The following is an 18,563-nucleotide window of genomic DNA, read 5'->3' as shown; positions in this document are numbered from 1 at the left end:
AAAGATTTCTACTATAGCGCTGACAGTAGTGCTGTATCCTTTTAAGGTCAATCGACTGTAGGTAAGTGGTTTCTAAAATACCAGTGTCATAAAAAAACAAGCGTGATAAAAGGCTGATTCAATGATGTTATATGTGTGGTTTGTAATTGCAGGGGCATTTGCGGGTGTCAGCGCAGGCTTATTTGGCGTGGGCGGCGGTATGATTATCGTCCCAGCATTGGTCTGGATTTTTACTGCTTATGATCTTTCGCCAGAAGTAGTGACGCATTTGGCCATTGGCACCTCCCTTGCGACCATCGTTGTGACCTCGATCAGCTCACTCACTGCTCATAATAAGCGCGGCGGTGTGCGCTGGGAAGTATGGCGAAAAATGGCGCTGGGCTTAATCATTGGTAGTCTGGTCGGCGCTGGTATCGCGGATATGATTGATGGCAAGGCGTTGCAGGCCATCATTGGTGTTGGCGCGCTACTGGTCGCTTTAAAGATGCTGTTTTTTTCTAACAAAGAGCAGTTGGGTAAACCCTTACCTTCTACTGGCGTGCAGTTTGGTGCGGGTACGGGCATTGGCATGGCATCGTCTATCTTTGGGATTGGCGGTGGTAGTTTGACCGTACCGTTTTTGAACTGGGCAGGACTACCGATGAAACAGTCGGTTGGTACGTCTGCGGCGTGCGGTCTACCGATTGCGCTGGCGGGCGCAACAGGGTTTGCATGGTTTGGCCAAGACGTGGTCAATCTGCCTGAGGGTACGATAGGATTTGTACATATCACGGGATTTTTGTGCATTTCAGTGGCTAGCTTTGCGATGGCAAAAATCGGTGCCAAGCTCGCCCATGTACTGCCGGCCCTTATGCTTAAGCGTGCATTTGGGGTGCTGTTATTATTTGCAGGGGGACAGTTGTTATTAAGCGCGATTGGATTGATTTAATTGACTCAGACAAACCCTAAAAACCCATCCTCATTTCAGGTAGAATAGCCGCCTGTTTTTGCTAAGTTTACTGATCCTTCATGCGCCTAAAATCTCTAAAGCTGGCAGGCTTTAAATCCTTTGCCAATCCAACGACTTTTACCTTTCGTCATGGTATTACCGCCATTGTCGGGCCAAACGGCTGCGGTAAATCCAACGTCATTGACGCCATCCGCTGGGTGCTGGGCGAGACCTCTGCCAAGCAGCTACGTGGTGGCGCGATGAGTGATGTGATCTTTGCTGGGACGCAGGACAAGGCTGCCAAAAGTGTCGCCAGTGTCGAGCTGACTTTTGAGCATACCCAAGATGAGCAAACGGGCATTCGCCATGAGTTTAATCTCTATCAAGAGCTGTCCGTCCGCCGTCAGGTAAATCTAGAGGGTCGCTCAGATTACTTTATCAATGGCACGCGATGTCGCCGCCGTGATGTCGTCGATGTGTTTTTGGGTACGGGACTTGGCGCGCGTAGTTATGCCGTCATTGAGCAAGGTATGATTGGGCGTATCGTCGAGTCCAGCCCCATGCAGCTGCGTGAGTTTATCGAGGAGGCAGCAGGCGTCTCGCGCTATCAAGCACGCCGTGAAGAAACCCAAAAAAAGCTCGAGAAAACCCAAGAAAACCTGGCCCGTCTGCACGACATGCAAAGCGAGTTGGTACGCCAACAAAAGACACTGTCTAAGCAAGCCGCCAGTGCGCAGCGCTATGAAGAGCTTGCCTTAACGCTTGCTGATATTCAGCAGCAGCTCGCCATTCAACAGTTGTATCAAGCCAAACACACTCAGCAGCAGCAAAAAGCAGCCCACGAGCGTAGCGCGGCCGAGGTCGCCACCTTGCAAGCCAGCTATGAGAGTTTAAAAGCCAAGCAAGATAAGCTTGCTACTCATATTAACCAAGAGCAATGGCTAAAAGACGAGGCGCAAAGTGCGCATTATCAGCAGCAGCTAAGCCATCAACAAGCTGAGCACAAGCTGAGCGATGCAACCTCACAGCTGACCGCCATTGAGCAGCAATTAGCCAGCCTAGATGAGCAGCGTGAGCAAGCAGTCACTGACATGAATCAGTTAAAGGCGCAGCAATCCAAGCAGCAGAATATACTAAATGAATTGCGTCCGCAGCTGACTGAGTTAACCCGCAAACGTGAGTCGCATAAACGCAATGAGCAACCGTTGCAACGTGCGTGGCATGAAGCACAAAACCAGCTATCGCGTTTGCAGGATAACGCTCGTACGCTTGATCAGCAGCAAGCGATTAATGCCCAATCGCAAAAGCGCTATCAGCAAAGTTATGATAAATGGCAGCGCCGCCAGCAAAACTGGCAACATCTGTGGCAGCAATTACAACAGTCACTATCACCCTCTGATAATAGCGGTGTACCAGAAAATACAGATACGCAGACTTTGTCTCAGGCACTAAAGACGCAAGTTGAGGCGCTAAATACACAACTACAGCAGATTGAACGGCAGCAAGACAGCGTCGATGAGCGGTTGTCGGAATTACAGCCGCAAGCGCAGCATCTGCAGCAAAGCCTAATAATGCAGCAGCGCGAGTTGGGTGAGCATGAAAAACGTCATGCGTTATTGGCAGGTGAATACGATACCCTGCATCGGATACTGCATCCCAAACCAACCGCACACGCTCAGCAAAAAACCGCTGCTTTAACGACTGATTCAAAAAATAATGCGGTCAGCGACTATAATAAGTTAGCCGTGACCACATTGCGTGAGCAAATTGAGTTAAGCGCAAAAGGGCGAGAGTACGCACCGCTACTCGATAGCGTATTGGCGCTGTGGTTAGACAGTCACGTGCTGGCCGGCAATCAAAACCCTCCAGCAATCGCGGATAATAGTAATGAAGAGTCGCAAAAAGTATCTAGCTTATGGCAAGCGCTTGCGCCCCATGTCACAGAGGTATTGACGTATCAAACTGGGCAAAATCATAGTACCAATAAACAAGATACATCGGCCATAGAGACAGGGCATAGTTTATGGTTATCTGTTGAGCAAAGTGAGGGTAGCGTAGACCCATTTATCCAGCCTTTGCCCGATACGGTGGTTGATAAGGTATGGCCTTTATCCGAGCTGATTTCGCAGCCCTCATTGGCACTTTGGCAGCAGTGTTATTTGTATGTGGCATCGGCTGATATAAATGACGAACACAATCTAGACGCGCTTGTGGAAGTCTTAAAATTCTTACCAGCGTCAGCCATTTTGCTAAGCACTGATGGTTGGCTGCTGAGTCGTCAGGGTACGCTGAACCTCAGTAAGTTTGCTGGTGCGCAAGATGGTCAAAATGACAGCGGTAATCAGTTCCTCACGCAGCGCTTGCAGCAGCGCACCCGTTTGCAAGCGCTAAAAGAAATGCTGGATGAGATTGAAACGACCATACAAGATCAGAAAAAAGCCATCGCTAACAACCAGCGTAACTACGATGCCTTGATGATCAATGTCGAGGAAACGCGCGCGCAATCTGAGCAACTCATCCGTGACAAGCATCAATACCAGCAGCAACTTACCACGCAGCGTGCCAATGCTGAGCGCTTGCAAGCCGATAGCCACCGTCTAAATACTGATAAAGCCGCACTTGAACAAGAGCAACAAGAACTGGCGCAAGAGCAGCAAACGCTTCATCATGAGCAGCAGCACATTCACAATGAGACAGCAGCGCTGACGCCAAAAATAGCGGATGCACGGGCGAGAAGCCAGCAGTTGCAAGCCGAGCGCAGTGAGCTTACCCGCACCCGTCAAGCAGATGACGACGCTTGGCAAGCCTTGCAGCTTCGTGTTCAACAAAGCGAGATGCGTCTAGAACATATCATGAGCAGCCTTGAGCGGGCCACTCAGCAGCAGGATAAGTCACTACAAAGCGAGCAGCGGCTAAAGGCAAGCTATGAGCAGCAGCAAAATAAACTGCCAGCACTGCAAGCGGCATTGCAAGATGCACAGACAGCACGCGATGCGCAGCAAGCCCTACTAACAGAGCGTGAGACCGCGCTAACGGTACTTAAGCAAAACTATACTCAGCAGCAGACCGCGCTAGATACGCTACAACAGACGCTACAAGATCAGCAAAGTGAGCTCGCCCATCATGCCACTGAGCTGGCACTAAGCGCGGCACGTTTGGATGACGCCAGCAGCCAGACGCATGATGCCTTAGCTGCTTACTATCGTGCAAGTGACAAGTATAAAGCGCCGTCAAACTTACGACAGCCGCCGCAGCAACAAACCAGTGTCTCAAATCTACTGGCGGATTTTATCGCGCATGATCGCCGCGTACGCCCAGATAAAATCGCTGAGCTTGAGAGGGAACACAAAAAGCTTGAGCAGCAATTGGGCAAAATTGGCGCGGTCAATCTGGCGGCAGTGGCAGAACTGGCGGAAGTCAATGAGCGCTTAGAGCCATTGGCGCAGCAGACAGCAGACATTGCGGCGAGTATAGGCACCTTGACGCAGGCGATTGCGTCGATTGATGAAACCACTAAGACATTGTTTATGCAGACGCTCGCTGCCGTCAATAATGAGCTTGCCAGTTTATTTGCCAAAGTTTTTGGTGGCGGGCAAGCAAGTTTGACCTTAAACACGGAGGATATGCCAGCTCACATACCCGCTGATCAACATAAATCTGAGCAGTGGCGGGCAGGCCTTACCTTGATGGCACAGCCAAAGGGCAAACGTAACAGTCGCCTTGCTGTGCTATCGGGCGGTGAAAAAACGCTGACGGCACTGAGCCTGATCTTTGCGATATTTAAGCAGCATCCTGCCCCATTTTGTGTGCTTGATGAAGTCGATGCCCCACTTGATGACGCCAACGTTGCCCGCTTTACCAGCTTAATTCACGAGTTAGCAGATGATTTGCAGTTTATCTTTATCAGTCACAATAAGCTGACGATGCAAATTGCTGATGAGCTAAAAGGCATCACCATGCCAAGCGCCGGTGTGTCGACTTTGGTCAGTGTGTCACTCGATGAGGCGGCGCGTTACCTTGCTGATTAAGGACGTGGCTGAATCGCACAAATAATTGATAACTGACAGCCCGTGCTAATGGTATAGTTAGGACTGAGGTTGTCATATCACGCAAGTGTGTCGGGCTGACGATAAACGATGACTATATGGTGACGATATGAATTAGCCATGCTAGACTATTGCCATTTATCCCCTCTTGTGTATTCCCTTTTGTCATATATTAGGATGTGTTTCTCATGACCGCTATTCAGTTTATATTGATCGCCATTGCCGCATTTATCGTGCTTGCAGGGCTGTTTATGGTCATTCGTAGCTTTAAGCGCCGTAAAGATGCTGAGGCGGTAGCGGTTAATTATGATAAAAACGGTATCCCCATCATACCGCGTCATGAGCGCAATATCGTCGATCAGCCAGACTTGGATGATACGGTCGCCGGCGAGACGAGTATCGGCCCTGATCGTAGTTATTTGAATGCGGTCGTTGAAGAAGAACCCTTGACCCAAGCGCACACCAATGTCGATGCGCAGTTGACGGCTGGACGCGGTGATGGGAGCGAGGATAGCCACACCAACGAAAATGCCGACTATGCTCGCTGGCAAGATGAGCAGCAGCGTACCGACAATGCTGAGTTTGTAGAAGCCGCTGAGCAGATGCATATCGAGCAAGAGCCTGACGCGTTTTCAAGCTTGGTGTCGGCGACAGACAGTCTGATGCCATCGATTGATACCGCAGAAGAGCCAAGCTTTGATAATAACAGTCCGATACTCGATCAGCATCTGTCAGCGCCTGTTGATGACGCGCAAAACGGCCCATTGATCCATGCCAAAGACAACATCAATATCACCATCTTGCCGCACCAGTATCGTGACCGCCCAGCAGCAGTCATCCGTGGCCGTGATTTGTTGGCATTGATTGATAAATACGGTCTGCGCTATGGGGCGATGAATATGTTCCATCGCTATGAGCAAAAAGACGGCACAGGCATGCTATGGTTTAGCATGATGGGCATCACCGACAGCGGTATTGCGCCCTTTGATCCGCATAGTGTCGCGACCAATACTTATAATGGCGTGGTGGTGTTTTTATCCTTACCGCATCCACAAGCCGTCCGCAGTTTCGATAGTATGATGAGCATTGCTTATATGATGGCAAGCGATTTGGACGCCATTATGCTGGATGAAGAGAACGAGCCAATCACCCCTGAATACAAGCAGCAGCTGCGTAACCAAGTCCGCGACTATGAAGGCTAAGCGCTTGAAGGCTAAGCGCTTAAAGGCCAAGCAAACCAGCATTTAAAAGTGCTTATCCGTTATCTCAAATATCTCAAAGGCAAATAGCGATTGACGTTATTTGCCTTTTTTATGGTTTATATATTTTATAACACGACACTTTATCCACTATAAAATAATTAGAGGGCTACTGGGACAGGTTTTGCGCAGCCTCTGCCGGCGAAGGCACAGTAAGCAAAAAAAACTTATCCCAGTAGCGCATGATAATGCGTGTCCTTATTTTATTTAGGATTAGCGGTAGTTTTTGATAAAATTTCATCCGAGTATTTGTCAAACTTGTTATCATATCGGTATCTTGAACCGTAAAGACGCCGACTATGACTGATCCTATCTTACCGACTGCTGCGCAAAGTAAAACCCCTCAAAAAACACCTGCGCAATCCTCTAATGTCACTGACACACACGACGATATCGTTATCCAAATGCGCGCACTTATCGATGCGATTAAAACGCATAATTATGCGTATTATGTGCTCGACAATCCTACCTTAGAAGACAGCGAATACGATCAATTGCGCTGCTCTTTACTTGAGCTAGAAGAAGCCTATCCAGATTTGGTGCAGCCTGATAGCCCGATCAATCAAGTCGGCGATATGCCACTGTCTGCTTTTACCCAAGTCACCCATGACATCCCGATGCTATCTCTAGGCAATGTCTTTGAATACGATGATCTGCGTGATTTTATGCGCCGCGTCAATGACCGTCTTAGCGTCTCGCAACAGAATCCTGAATATGAGATGGAGCTAAAGCTGGACGGTCTGGCGGTCTCGTTAAAATACGAATATGGCGAGTTGGTGCAAGCGGTCACGCGCGGTGATGGGCAAACGGGGGAGGACATCACCCAAAACGCCAAGACCATTCGCAATCTGCCCTTATGGTTAGCCGCTGCTGCTGATATCGAGCTGCTAGAAGTGCGCGGTGAAGTGCTCATGCCAAAGGCAGGCTTTGATCGTCTCAATCGACTAGCCGAAGAGAGCGAGGGTAAAACCTTTGCCAATCCACGCAATGCCGCCGCTGGGAGCCTACGTCAGCTAGACCCAAGCGTGGCTGCCAGTCGTCCACTCGCATTTTATGGCTATTCGGTCAATCAAGGTCTACCTGAGAGTATCGATACTCAATCAGCAGCGCTCGCATGGTTAACAGACATTGGCTTTACGGTCAGCGCGGTAGAAGTGGTACAAAATCCACGCGCGGCACAAGCCTATTATGAGTCTGTGATTGAGGCGCGTAGCGATCTGCCGTTTGAAATCGATGGGATGGTGATTAAGGTCAATAATTTGGCACTGCAGCAGCAGCTGGGTTTTTTATCTCGGGAGCCACGCTGGGCAACTGCGTATAAATTCCCTGCCGAAACGGTCATGACGCGTCTAAACGATATCGAGTGGCAAGTGGGGCGAACGGGACAAATCACACCCGTCGGTAAGCTTGAGCCAGTAAAAGTGGGCGGCGTCACCGTCAGCAATGTCACCTTGCATAACTTTGGTGAGATTCAGCGTTTAGACGTGCGTGCAGGCGATATGGTCAGCGTTCATCGGGCAGGAGACGTCATTCCCAAAGTCACGCGCGTCTGGCACGATCAGCGTCCAGAGGATTCTGAGCCAGTGACACTGCCATCGACCTGCCCTGTCTGCGACTCGCCTGTGGTCCTGCCAGAAGACGAAGCGCTGGCGCGCTGCAGTGGCGGTCTGTTTTGCCCAGCCCAGCAGACCGAGGCGCTCATTCATTTTGTCTCACGCCGTGCCATGGATATCGACGGGCTCGGCGCAAGCTGGCTGATTAGCTTTTTTGAGCATGGTTTGGTCAAAACGGTCGCAGATATTTACCAGCTGCACAATCATCAGGACGAGCTGATTAACTTTGAAAAATTGGGTGAAAAATCGGTTCAAAACATCATCGATGCTATCGAAGCCAGTAAGCAGACGACACTGGCTCGCTTTATCTATGCGCTTGGTATTCGCGGTGTTGGTGAGGGCACAGCACAGAATTTTGCTCAGCAGTTTGGCGACTTAGATAGCCTCATGGCAGCTAGTATTGAGACCTTGATAAAAACGCCCGATGTCGGAGAAATCACTGCCGAGCTGACCTATAAGTTCTTCCGCGCGCCGCACAATATTGAGGTCATCAACGCATTACGCGAGGCGGGTGTGCATTGGGACAAGGTTGAGCAGGTCGCCTCAGAAGGTCTGCCACTCGATGGGCAAACGTGGGTCATCACGGGTGCGCTCGATAGCATGGCGCGTGATGAAGCCAAAGCCAAACTACAAGCGCTAGGCGCAAAAGTCTCAGGTAGCATCTCCGCCAAAACGACTGCGCTACTGGCAGGGGATAAAGCTGGCTCTAAGCTAACCAAAGCGGAAAAACTGGGTGTCAAAGTGGTGGGTGAGGATGAATTTTTGGTGATGGTTGGGGAGTAGGTGATGGTGATGGTACAGCTAGATTTTGAATTAATAGTGAATTTTGTCCAACATTAGATTATAAATACATAATAACTTTCCCCCAAAACCATTATCTGCATCTCTTCAAACTGCTAGATTAATTGATTTTTGTAGAGTAGACTCATATATTTATTATTCAATCTAAGGAAGGATATGAAGGCTCTATTCGTACACACTAGCCAAGCTGAATCTAGCATTGATCATCTAAACTCTGTCAAGGTCATATTAAATAAAAAGTATGTACCTGAATTTTATGATAAGCGAATCAATTGCGATTGGGAGCTCAAATCGAGCTTACTCGATCTACCGTTCGAATTTAAAGAATTAGATATTATTTTCATTTATATGACTGAAGAACTTAATGATTGTAAGTACTTAGAATCTATAATTCTCAATTTAGCTACGCAATATGCTATTAAAGTAATATTTATATATGCAGAATATTTTTCATCTACGACACCTCTTGCTATAGCTTCACAATCTAATAGCTCTATACTACCTTCTACTACACTTGAAAGTTTAGATAATCTGGAAGATGATGTTTATCAAGATAAACAGGGTATTTCTTTAAACCCACCTACTCCTACTAGACATAAGTGTAGATAATCATGAAATTATATTCTTATGTAATGAAATATGATGAAGGTTTTGCCCCTAATCCATACCATGGGTACCTGACATTAGCTACCTGCAAACAAGTTATAAGAAAAGTTGCAAATGATGGAGACTTTATAATAGGTACTGGTTCAGAACCTAGAGGCGATGTCGGTAAGCTTATTTATATTATGGAAGTAACCGAAACTTTGACATTCCAAGAGTATTCAACTGATGATAGGTTCCAAGCAAAGATACCAGTTTTATCTAAGAACAAAGTTCAACAGGTAGGGGATAACATTTATCACTATGAAAATGGACATTTTATTCAGCTAAACTCAGTACATTCTGATAAAGATGGTAATACTGTAGAAGGCCATAAAGAAACTGACTTGAGTGGTATCAAAGTACTTATTTCTAATAATTTTGTTTATTACGGAAATAACTCTAAATTGATACCTGGTGAGTTTAGAAACTGTAATGGTCAGGATATTTGCATCAAGAACTCAAATCATAAAACCTTTGATGATAATAACTATCCTAAATTAGCTGAATTTATTAAATGGGCTTATGATCGAGAACCCATTGAGACTATGGTAATGGGTAGGCCATCTGATTGGAAAATGATATGAATAAGAATGATAGAGTTTACTTAAGTAGTTATGTTGATCTTGTAAAGGAGACTAACAAATTTGAACCCAATAAAGCTCTTTTCGGAGCTCAAATGGGTTTATTTAGTGAAGTAGGTAGTCTGATTTCGCTTTTAAAAAAGAAATTGTTAAATAGTTCATTAAGTAATGAGTCCAACAATCAAATTATTGAAGAAATGGGTGATATTTTTTGGTACTTTACTCTAATTACTATAGTTAAAAATATTGATTTTAATGAGCTGTTTGAAAGCACTGAATCTTTTACTACAGTAGGGAACGATTTACTTATTACAGATATAATAGATCGGCCAATCATTCAAGTTAATAGTAAGGAAAAAGCTGGTATTGATGAAGAAGAGTTATTTGTTAAACTTATGAGTCAATTGGTTTGCTTAAATCAAGAACCTAATCTTAATGCTTTAAGGAATTTTTTAGACGTCTATTTACAATTTATGAGTTTTCTTGAGCTTAGTTTACTGGCAATAGTTGAGAGAAACACGTTTAAGATAAGGGATAGGTTTATAGAAATTGATCAACTTAAATTACCTGAATTATGTTTTGATGATGGTTTCGATTCAGATGAACAACTACCAATCAATTTTGAAGTACATATAATTAAAAAATCGAACGGTAAGTCTTACCTTAAATGGAATGGTGTATTCATTGGTAGTGCTTTAAATGATAATCATCAAGACAGTGATAATTATAAGTATCACGATGTGTTTCACCTCGCATTTGCTGCAGTGTTACACTGGTCACCTACTTTTAGAGCTTTGATTAAGCACAAAAGGAAAAGCGAACCTTCCATTGATGAGAATCAAGATAGTGGTAGACCGATAGTAATTGAAGAAGGCTTGAGCGCTTGGTTATTCTCAATGTCAAAAGAAAATAATATTGACTTTACCGACAAAGATAACATCTCATATGATCTATTGAAAACAATAAGAATTTTTGTTAAAGGGTATGAAGTTGAGAAATGTCCTTTGCAGCTATGGGTCAAAGCAATTACATTGGGATACTCAGTGTTCAATCAAGTTGTTGAGAATGAAGGTGGAATTATCATAGGTAATCGTAAAAAAAGGACACTTGAATATAAGAAGTTTGAAAGAAGTGAACCTTAAGTATTTACATACTTTATAGTCTATATTGCTTACACTTAACAAATATTCTTATCATGAACGGTAGAAAAAATGATAAAACCGAACGAAGATATTTTCAAATACTACTTCTACTTCATTCAAGAAAGAATGAACATCTTTTGGAATAAGTACACAGAAAACTACCCTCTGACACAAGATTCAACTCTACATATGTACAAATTTACTAATGTCTATAGAGCTATGGATAGGGTAAGTCAGTATTTAATTAAAAATGTAATTTACACTGATGATAACTTCTCAGATAAAGATATTCTACTTCGTATCATTGTATTCAAAATATTTAACAAACCTGAAACTTGGGAGTATCTAGAAAAAGAAGTTGGGAGAATTTCTATAGAAAACTTTGATTTAAGACGTATTAATAATGCTTTATTATTACGTAAAGAGCATGGTCCTATCTTTAATAATGCATATATGATGACTGGAACTCATACTCTGTATAACCATCTCGATTTCAAGCACGAAAAGTGGCTTCAGATGGTAAAAGAAGAATTAATTGATCAGTCTGTATTAGATAAGATAATTGATTCAAATTCTCTTTCAGAAGTTTTTGACTTACTAAGGGAGTGCTCTTTCATTGGAGACTTTTTAGCATATCAGTATGCTATTGATATGAATTACTCCAACGTCATTGATTTTTGTGAAGATTCATTTGTTAAGGCAGGAATTGGAGCCATAAGAGGGGTCAAAAAGTGCTTCACAAATGAATCTTCTAAGAAATACAGTAATGAGGATATTATTAAGTTCACTCAAGATAATTTTGAAAAATATCAATCAATTTTTGGGTTTGATGATTTTAAGCCTCTTTTTGGTAGAGAACCGAGTTTAATAGACTTGCAGAACTGCTTTTGTGAAACTGACAAGCTTTTGAGAGTAAAAATGCCTGAGTTGCAGGTACAAAATAAGCGTATCAAACAACAATATAAAGAGACACCTATGCCATTAGAGCTCTTCTTTCCCCCTAAATGGAACATTAACCATAAAATCGAAAAATCATGCTTAGAACCCACTAAAAGAGAACTCACTCTTTTTTAATGAACTTGGAGTGATTCATTTTTAAAACCGCTAGAAAATTCTACTGGTTCTCATCTAACAAATGGTGCAGTTCATGACCTTTTTAGCTCGGATAAATTGCTCAATGTTAGTATAAACTTGGCTTGCCGATAAAGCTTATGATGCTGATGTCCGCGTCATTGAGCCAATTAAATCAGTATACCGTAATGCGGTTATACCACCTAAGCGTCATCGACTTCAGCTAGGAGACTTTGAAGAAATTTATAAAGCACGCCATCTGATCGAGAACTTCTTCGCCAAGATTAAGCAGTGCCGTGCGATTGCTACTCGCTACGATAAGTTAGCCTGTCATTTCTTGAGTGCAATTCATCTGATTTCTTATGCTGTTTGGCTTAATTGATGACACGCCCTAGCTCAATGGCTCCAGACAATTCTTTCCGCTTACCCACCAGTTATTATAAAAAAGCGTGCGCCACCCGCACCCCAGATGCCTGACCTCAATCTTGTCTTTTTCATTATTTACTAGCACAAACGCACTCTAACAAAACCGACTACTTATCATTAAACCTAACAAAGTTAACAAGACTGATTCAGATAACCCTTACCGATGCTTATAAGATAATAGTTAAAGTTATCAGCAAGATGACTAGCAAAAAGCGAATAAGATTAACGTAAGGAGCGCGTTATGGCAGACCATACCAATCATCAGTCTGATTCCGACACCAGCCACAACCAAAAAGTACAGCATCTCATCGATACCCTACAAGGCGAGCCTATCGGTGGGGATGGCAAACGCGCCATCATTTTTCGTATGGTGATGGCCGATCATTTATGCCCGTTTGGCCTCAAGTCATTAGACGCGCTCAAGCATGCAGGCTATGACATTATCGATCGTCATATTACCACCCAAGATGAGAATACATTGGTTAAAGAAACGCTTGGGGTCAAGACCACGCCACAGACCTTTATTGATGGCCAGCGCATTGGCGGAAATGATGATTTGCAGGTGTTTTTAGGCAATAGTGAGCCTAAAAAAGAGGATGATAAAACCTACGCGCCTATCATTGCCATATTTTCTGTTACTGCCCTCATGACCTTGGCATTATGCTGGGCATTCTCAATCAGCGTATTATCCATACAAGCGCTCATGTGGTTTGTCGCGCTATCTATGTGTGTATTAGCGATTAAAAAGCTTGAGGATTTGGAAGGGTTTACGACGGGGTTTTTGGGTTATGATTTGCTGGCGCGCCGCATGGTACGTTACGCCTATGTCTATCCGTTTTTAGAAGCGTTTGCAGGGATTGCTATGCTTGCCGATCAACCTTGGCTCAATCCTATTGCGGGTCTAGTCGCGTTTACCATCGGCTTAATCGGTGGCGTATCCGTCATCAAAGCCGTGTATATCGATAAGCGTGAGCTAAAATGTGCGTGCGTCGGCGGCGATAGCAATGTGCCGTTAGGCGCTATCTCCTTAACGGAAAATGTCACGATGTTTGGGATGGGCGGCTACATGCTCGTGCGTGCTTTACTATAATAAATGGGCGTGATCGCTCGCGTAGGATACAGCCCCCAAGTAACATGATCATGCCTATCTTAATATGCCTACGCATCACTGCATATCGGTAGACTCGCTACTCCTGCATTTCACTATGCGCTTTCGCCTCGCTTTTTTTACCATCAGGTTTAATCTCAATCGGTAGCACCAATCCTTTCGCAAAGTCATCGGACAGCACATAATCGTAGCTACTGGCAGCGACATCAGGCGTGGTATGAATGATAAGCTTCATATCATCACCATCGGTTATCTCATGTGAGACGTAGGTGTCACTGAGTTGGTCCAAGGCTTTAGACAGTGCTTCATTACTTGCCATGCTCACTGTTAGATTGTGCTGCGCGGTGGCGTTACTCACATCGAAATACTCTGCATAATCACGGACGTTTTGGCTGTCGAGTGCGAATGGATACTGATAATTAGCAAGGTCAGCAGGCTTTTCACCACTGGCGACTAGCGACCAGTCCACCGTCTGTGGCGCTGAGGTTGATGTTGAAGGCTCTGCTGTTGTTACGGCTGGTTCAGCAGCTTGATTGGCAATCTCAGGCGTTTGAGTATTAGTCTCAGCACTGTTGTCGCAACCAGTCAGCGCCCACACACTGGCAGTCGTGATGATCATCATAGTTATTAGGCGCTTAGTCATCGATATATCCTCTGTATTATCAGGCGTGAACTGTGTCATATATGCTCTATTTTGACAGGTTTCTTTATACTTCTCTAGGCAAAAGCGTTAAGCCGTCTAGGGCGTGTCCTCAATTCAATCGATAGTCCTCTAAATGGACTAAAAATAGCTAAATTTTGCCAAACAGCGGCAAATAGTTGATTAATATTTCGATATTATCTGCACTATTTTTAAAATGAGAATACGCCCTAGCAAAAACGTACTTTCCTGTCACAGCTTTTCCTTATCTACGTTGTTAATGAACACGCATAAAAAAACAGCCATTCTATGATGGCTGCTTTATATTGATGGTGCTTCTTTACCAATTATTAGTTTACTGATGATTGGTTTACTAAATTTGGCAGTTTACTTGGTACTCTTTACCATTTGCCCATTTGATGGCAAAGATGCCTTTGTCACCTTTCATGTGCCATGCGTAGACCGCCTCTGGGTTTGAGTCGTTGACATAGCTTGCTACATCACCTTGTACTTCCCCGTTTAAAATAATGGGCTGCTCTGTCCATTTCACTTTAGGTAAGGTTGCGTTTAGCATGACTTGTTTTTTATTGATGGATTGTTTTGCCATGATTTTGCTGTCGTCAGTACAAGTATAAGGGGCAGGTGCCATACGATCATACGCGGCATCAGTGACGCTTTCTGAGGCAGGCGTGTCTGATCCGTTTGGTGCCGTAGGGGCGGTAGTTGCGCAAGCGCTTAGTAGGGCAAGGGCAGGTAAGGCGGTCGCAATTTTCGTTAACGTCTTCATGGCTTTCTCCAAAGATAGCAAAACTATAGTGTATTTGTTTTTAACAATGCGTTAAGCATATAGCGCATATAGTAACGAATACGATTGTTGGAGAATGTTAGAAATTGTTTGTTACGTGTTCGCGGGGTTATTTAACCTCTGAGTAATGTAACGTTATATTTAAGGTATTATAGGAGACAGCCAAATTTGAATAATAAAGTGGGCAAATAAACCCATGCAAATAAAAAGCGCCTATCGGTTGTTAGCCGATAGGCGCTTTTTATGGAGCGAGATTCAGACGTTATTACTACTTGGTTTTACGCGGTGGTAGACCTGTGTGCTGAGTCTGGAAGTTACCTTTACTCACGCGCTTTTTGGTATTTTTACTAGCAGTATTTTTGCCCGTGTTGTTCGACGCATTATTGGTAGCTGAGTTATTACTACGTTTGACCGAGTCATTGCCGAGACGGCTGTTCTTTTTGCGCGCTGATTGATAGCTGTCTTGCGCGGCATCGCGGCCTTCCAAACTGGCGTTAAATGGTGGAATCAAGCAGCCACGGTTTTTGCCAATCAAATCACTGCGTCCCATGTCTTGTAGTGCTTTACGCAGCATGACCCAGTTTTTTGGATCATGATAGCGCAAGAACGCTTTGTGCAGTTTACGCTGTTTACCAGACTTGACGATGTCCATATCACCTTCACTACGGCTGATTTTATGTAGGGGGTCTTTATGGGTGTGATACATGGTGGTCGCCGTCGCCATCGGGCTAGGATAGAAGGCCTGCACTTGGTCGGCGCGGTAGCCGTGGCTTTTGAGCCAAAGGGCGAGATTCATCATGTCTTCATCTTTGGTACCCGGATGGGCGGCGATAAAGTAAGGAATCAGATATTGCTCTTTACCTGCCTCTTGGCTGTACTGCTCAAACATGGCTTTGAATTTATCATAACTGCCCATGCCAGGTTTCATCATTTTTGATAAGACGTTTTCTTCTGAATGTTCAGGCGCAATTTTTAGATAACCGCCAACGTGATGGCTGACCAATTCTTTCACGTATTCAGGATCTTTGACCGCCAAATCATAACGTAAACCTGAGGCAATCAGGATCTTTTTCACGCCCTTAATGTCACGCGCTTTGCGATACAGCTTGGTCAAATTGCTGTGGTCGGTAATCAGGTTTTCGCAGACGTCAGGGTAGACACAAGAGGGCTTACGGCAGTTCTTTTCAATGGTCTCGTCTTTACAGTTTAGACGGTACATATTGGCCGTGGGGCCACCAAGATCAGAGATCACGCCAGTGAAGTTTGGCGCGGTATCGCGAATGGCTTCCACTTCACGCAAGATTGAGTCTTCTGAGCGGTTTTGGATAATGCGTCCTTCGTGCTCAGTGATCGAGCAGAAGGTACAACCGCCAAAACAGCCGCGCATGATATTGACCGAAAATTTAATCATGTCATAAGCAGGGATGCGCGCATCGCCATAACTTGGATGCGGCAAGCGGGCATAAGGCAAGTCAAACACATAATCCATCTCTTCTGTCGAGAGTGGAATCGGTGGTGGATTTAGCCAAACATCGATGGAGGTATGTGAGTTACCAGCACCGCTGCTGTGACGTTGCACGAGCGCACGAGCGTTACCCGGATTGGTCTCAAGATGCAAGATACGGCTAGCATGCGCATACAGTACGGGGTCAGATTTGACGTGCTCGTAGTCAGGTAGACGAATCACCGTTTGCTCACGTGGTGGCATCTTAAGTTTGTGCTTACGCGCCGTCATCGGCTTATTAAAGCCGCGCATTTGTACCACCTGCGTCTCTTCGTCCACTTGATGAGCGTTGATGACTTTATTGGTCACAGGCTCTGCGACAAAGCCCTGATACTGCGCAGACATCGACTGCCCAACCGGTGAGTCGCTTGTCTTGTCTTGTTCAATGGAGCATTGATCGACGTCTTCTGTCATCACATAGGGATTGATAATTGGGTCAACGCGGCCAACGGTATCGACATCATTGCTCGCGACTTCGGTCATATCTTCTTGCCAATGGCGGCGTGTCGGGGTCAACAGATACGCAGTACCGCGCAGTTTGCTCATTTGTTCAAAGGTATAGCCTTTTGATAGGCCATGTACCACATCGACGATGGCACGTTCAGCGTTACCATATAACAAAACATCAGCACGGGCGTCCATCAAGATACTACGACGGACTTTGTCCGACCAGTAATCATAATGCGCAATACGGCGTAAGCTACCCTCGATACCGCCCAAGATAATGGGCACATCAGGGTAGGCTTCACGGCAGCGCTGGCTGTAGACGATAGCCGCACGGTCAGGACGTTTATTGGCCACGTTGCCAGGAGAGTAGGCATCATCGCTACGAATCTTGCGATCAGCGGTATAGCGGTTGATCATACTGTCCATGTTGCCTGCGGTCACGCCATAAGCATAGACAGGTTTGCCAAGTTCCATAAAAGCGTCTTTGCTCTTCCAGTCGGGCTGGGCAATGATACCCACGCGGAAGCCTTGCGACTCTAGTAGGCGACCAATGATGGCCATGCCAAAGCTTGGGTGATCGACATAAGCATCGCCTGAGATGATGATGACATCGCAGGCGTCCCAGCCCAAATCGTCCATCTCTTTGCGGCTCATGGGCAGATAAGGCGCAGGCTCGTAGCAGCTCGCCCAATGTTTGTCGTAGTCATAAAGAGGTTTGGTGCCTTGTTTAAAGGCGGTGCGGGCAATGGTATCGGCAGACATGGGCGGACCTGTTGATTAGAAAAAATGTACTAAAAATATAGCCGACATTAACGATTGGGTTAATGCTGGGATTAATGGCTAATTTAAAAGCGCTCATTTTAACATGAATTCGACTCAGGCAGGGATAAGTTATTGATAGCGTAAGATAATCTACAAGAGTACGGTTATGGTTTTTGAGTGCTAAGACGGTGACAGTAAAACTGGTAGATAGGTTTAATCCAACGGCATCGTCTAATCCAACACAATCTTTGTGCCACTCTTGGTAAAGTTCATCACAAACTGACTTTTAAAATTGCGGACGTTGTTTTCATACGTTAACAAGCTGCGGGTGAACTGATGATAGTCGCTCATGTTTTTGGCGTTGACCATCAACATAAAATCAAAATCGCCCGATACTTCATAACAGCTCATCACTTGCGATTGGGCATCCATCAAGCGCTCAAACCGATGTTGCATCGACGTATTGGAGCGCTCCATCTCGATCATGACCACTGCCGTCAGTCCGTAACCGACCTTATTGGGATCGACGATCGCGACTTGCTTGGTAATGACCCCATTATTTAACAGGGCCTGAATACGGCGCTGAGCCGTTGCGATAGAGATGTGAACCCGTTCTGCCACGGCTTTTAGCGGTAGTGTCGCGTCATCCTGTAGCAAGTTTAAAATGGCTTTGTCGATGTCATCTAGATGTTGGCTCATAGGTTTCCCTCAAAGAAACGTGCTGGTTAGATATGTTGATAGTAATTATCATTATAAATTAAAAAATGATAAATAATTCAGTTATA

General features: G+C 45.1%; 13 protein-coding genes and 1 pseudogene. 10 read left to right on the top strand and 4 right to left on the bottom strand.

The features are described 5' to 3' along the window. The first annotated feature begins 124 nt into the window (after positions 1-124). From JFC06_RS05175 to JFC06_RS05130, 10 genes and pseudogenes are all read left to right on the top strand, one after another. Positions 125-928 (top strand): sulfite exporter TauE/SafE family protein, encoded by an 804-nt coding sequence (locus JFC06_RS05175; protein WP_198334271.1) that lies wholly within the window; start codon positions 125-127, stop codon positions 926-928. Between the two features lie 80 nt (positions 929-1,008). Further along, positions 1,009-4,956, top strand: a complete 3,948-nt coding sequence (locus JFC06_RS05170; RefSeq protein WP_198334217.1) for an AAA family ATPase — start codon at positions 1,009-1,011, stop codon at positions 4,954-4,956. A 206-nt stretch (positions 4,957-5,162) separates the two neighbouring features. Continuing rightward, entirely contained in the window at positions 5,163-6,176 is a 1,014-nt protein-coding gene (locus JFC06_RS05165; protein WP_198334216.1) for a cell division protein ZipA, read from the top strand. A gap of 461 nt (positions 6,177-6,637) precedes the next feature. After that, positions 6,638-8,629 (top strand): NAD-dependent DNA ligase LigA, encoded by a 1,992-nt coding sequence (ligA, locus tag JFC06_RS05160; RefSeq protein WP_406947979.1) that lies wholly within the window; start codon positions 6,638-6,640, stop codon positions 8,627-8,629. Between the two features lie 174 nt (positions 8,630-8,803). Next, positions 8,804-9,256, top strand: coding sequence for a hypothetical protein (locus tag JFC06_RS05155; RefSeq protein ID WP_198334214.1), 453 nt, complete (start codon positions 8,804-8,806; stop codon positions 9,254-9,256). Between the two features lie 2 nt (positions 9,257-9,258). Continuing rightward, positions 9,259-9,876, top strand: a complete 618-nt coding sequence (locus tag JFC06_RS05150) for an Nmad2 family putative nucleotide modification protein (RefSeq protein WP_198334213.1) — start codon at positions 9,259-9,261, stop codon at positions 9,874-9,876. Beyond that, entirely contained in the window at positions 9,873-11,015 is a 1,143-nt protein-coding gene (locus JFC06_RS05145; protein ID WP_198334212.1) for a pyrophosphatase, read from the top strand. Before JFC06_RS05150 ends, JFC06_RS05145 begins: the two co-directional genes overlap by 4 nt. A gap of 69 nt (positions 11,016-11,084) precedes the next feature. After that, entirely contained in the window at positions 11,085-12,089 is a 1,005-nt protein-coding gene (locus JFC06_RS05140; protein WP_198334211.1) for a nucleotide kinase domain-containing protein, read from the top strand. Between the two features lie 133 nt (positions 12,090-12,222). Then, positions 12,223-12,468, top strand: a pseudogene (locus JFC06_RS12455) (transposase); the annotation flags it as partial. Positions 12,469-12,753: 285 nt separating this feature from the next. Further along, entirely contained in the window at positions 12,754-13,602 is an 849-nt protein-coding gene (locus tag JFC06_RS05130) for a MauE/DoxX family redox-associated membrane protein (RefSeq protein ID WP_265091396.1), read from the top strand. A 97-nt stretch (positions 13,603-13,699) separates the two neighbouring features. Here JFC06_RS05130 and JFC06_RS05125 read toward each other — a convergent pair whose 3' ends face one another. The 4 genes from JFC06_RS05125 to JFC06_RS05110 form a co-directional block, all read right to left on the bottom strand. Continuing rightward, the gene (locus JFC06_RS05125) at positions 13,700-14,263 is read right to left on the bottom strand and encodes a hypothetical protein (RefSeq protein WP_198334210.1); all 564 of its coding nucleotides are present in this window, start codon (positions 14,261-14,263) and stop codon (positions 13,700-13,702) included. A 370-nt stretch (positions 14,264-14,633) separates the two neighbouring features. Next, positions 14,634-15,047 carry a hypothetical protein gene (locus tag JFC06_RS05120; RefSeq protein ID WP_198334209.1) on the bottom strand — a complete coding sequence of 138 codons (414 nt, stop codon included), beginning with the start codon at positions 15,045-15,047 and terminating at the stop codon, positions 14,634-14,636. 286 nt (positions 15,048-15,333) lie between these two features. Next, positions 15,334-17,778, bottom strand: a complete 2,445-nt coding sequence (locus JFC06_RS05115; RefSeq protein WP_193006398.1) for a YgiQ family radical SAM protein — start codon at positions 17,776-17,778, stop codon at positions 15,334-15,336. Between the two features lie 231 nt (positions 17,779-18,009). Further along, positions 18,010-18,477 (bottom strand): Lrp/AsnC family transcriptional regulator, encoded by a 468-nt coding sequence (locus JFC06_RS05110; protein WP_198334208.1) that lies wholly within the window; start codon positions 18,475-18,477, stop codon positions 18,010-18,012. Positions 18,478-18,563 lie beyond the last annotated feature (86 nt).

It is taken from the genome of Psychrobacter namhaensis (genome assembly GCF_016107545.1).
GTDB lineage: Bacteria > Pseudomonadota > Gammaproteobacteria > Pseudomonadales > Moraxellaceae > Psychrobacter > Psychrobacter namhaensis.
The sequence above is the reverse complement of the archived record's forward strand: the minus strand, read 5'-3'. Positions and strand labels throughout refer to the sequence as shown.

Excerpts from the sequence above, each read along its gene's own strand:
- JFC06_RS05130 (WP_265091396.1), top strand. The coding sequence starts at position 12,754 with ATGGCAGACCATACCAATCATCAGTCTGATTCCGACACCAGCCACAAC.
- JFC06_RS05150 (WP_198334213.1), top strand. The coding sequence starts at position 9,259 with ATGAAATTATATTCTTATGTAATGAAATATGATGAAGGTTTTGCCCCT.
- JFC06_RS05170 (WP_198334217.1), top strand. The coding sequence starts at position 1,009 with ATGCGCCTAAAATCTCTAAAGCTGGCAGGCTTTAAATCCTTTGCCAAT.
- ligA (WP_406947979.1), top strand. The coding sequence starts at position 6,638 with ATGCGCGCACTTATCGATGCGATTAAAACGCATAATTATGCGTATTAT.
- JFC06_RS05145 (WP_198334212.1), top strand. The coding sequence starts at position 9,873 with ATGAATAAGAATGATAGAGTTTACTTAAGTAGTTATGTTGATCTTGTA.
- JFC06_RS05165 (WP_198334216.1), top strand. The coding sequence starts at position 5,163 with ATGACCGCTATTCAGTTTATATTGATCGCCATTGCCGCATTTATCGTG.
- JFC06_RS05155 (WP_198334214.1), top strand. The coding sequence starts at position 8,804 with ATGAAGGCTCTATTCGTACACACTAGCCAAGCTGAATCTAGCATTGAT.
- JFC06_RS05120 (WP_198334209.1), bottom strand. The coding sequence starts at position 15,047 with ATGAAGACGTTAACGAAAATTGCGACCGCCTTACCTGCCCTTGCCCTA.
- JFC06_RS05110 (WP_198334208.1), bottom strand. The coding sequence starts at position 18,477 with ATGAGCCAACATCTAGATGACATCGACAAAGCCATTTTAAACTTGCTA.
- JFC06_RS05115 (WP_193006398.1), bottom strand. The coding sequence starts at position 17,778 with ATGTCTGCCGATACCATTGCCCGCACCGCCTTTAAACAAGGCACCAAA.
- JFC06_RS05125 (WP_198334210.1), bottom strand. The coding sequence starts at position 14,263 with ATGACTAAGCGCCTAATAACTATGATGATCATCACGACTGCCAGTGTG.
- JFC06_RS05140 (WP_198334211.1), top strand. The coding sequence starts at position 11,085 with ATGATAAAACCGAACGAAGATATTTTCAAATACTACTTCTACTTCATT.
- JFC06_RS05175 (WP_198334271.1), top strand. The coding sequence starts at position 125 with ATGTTATATGTGTGGTTTGTAATTGCAGGGGCATTTGCGGGTGTCAGC.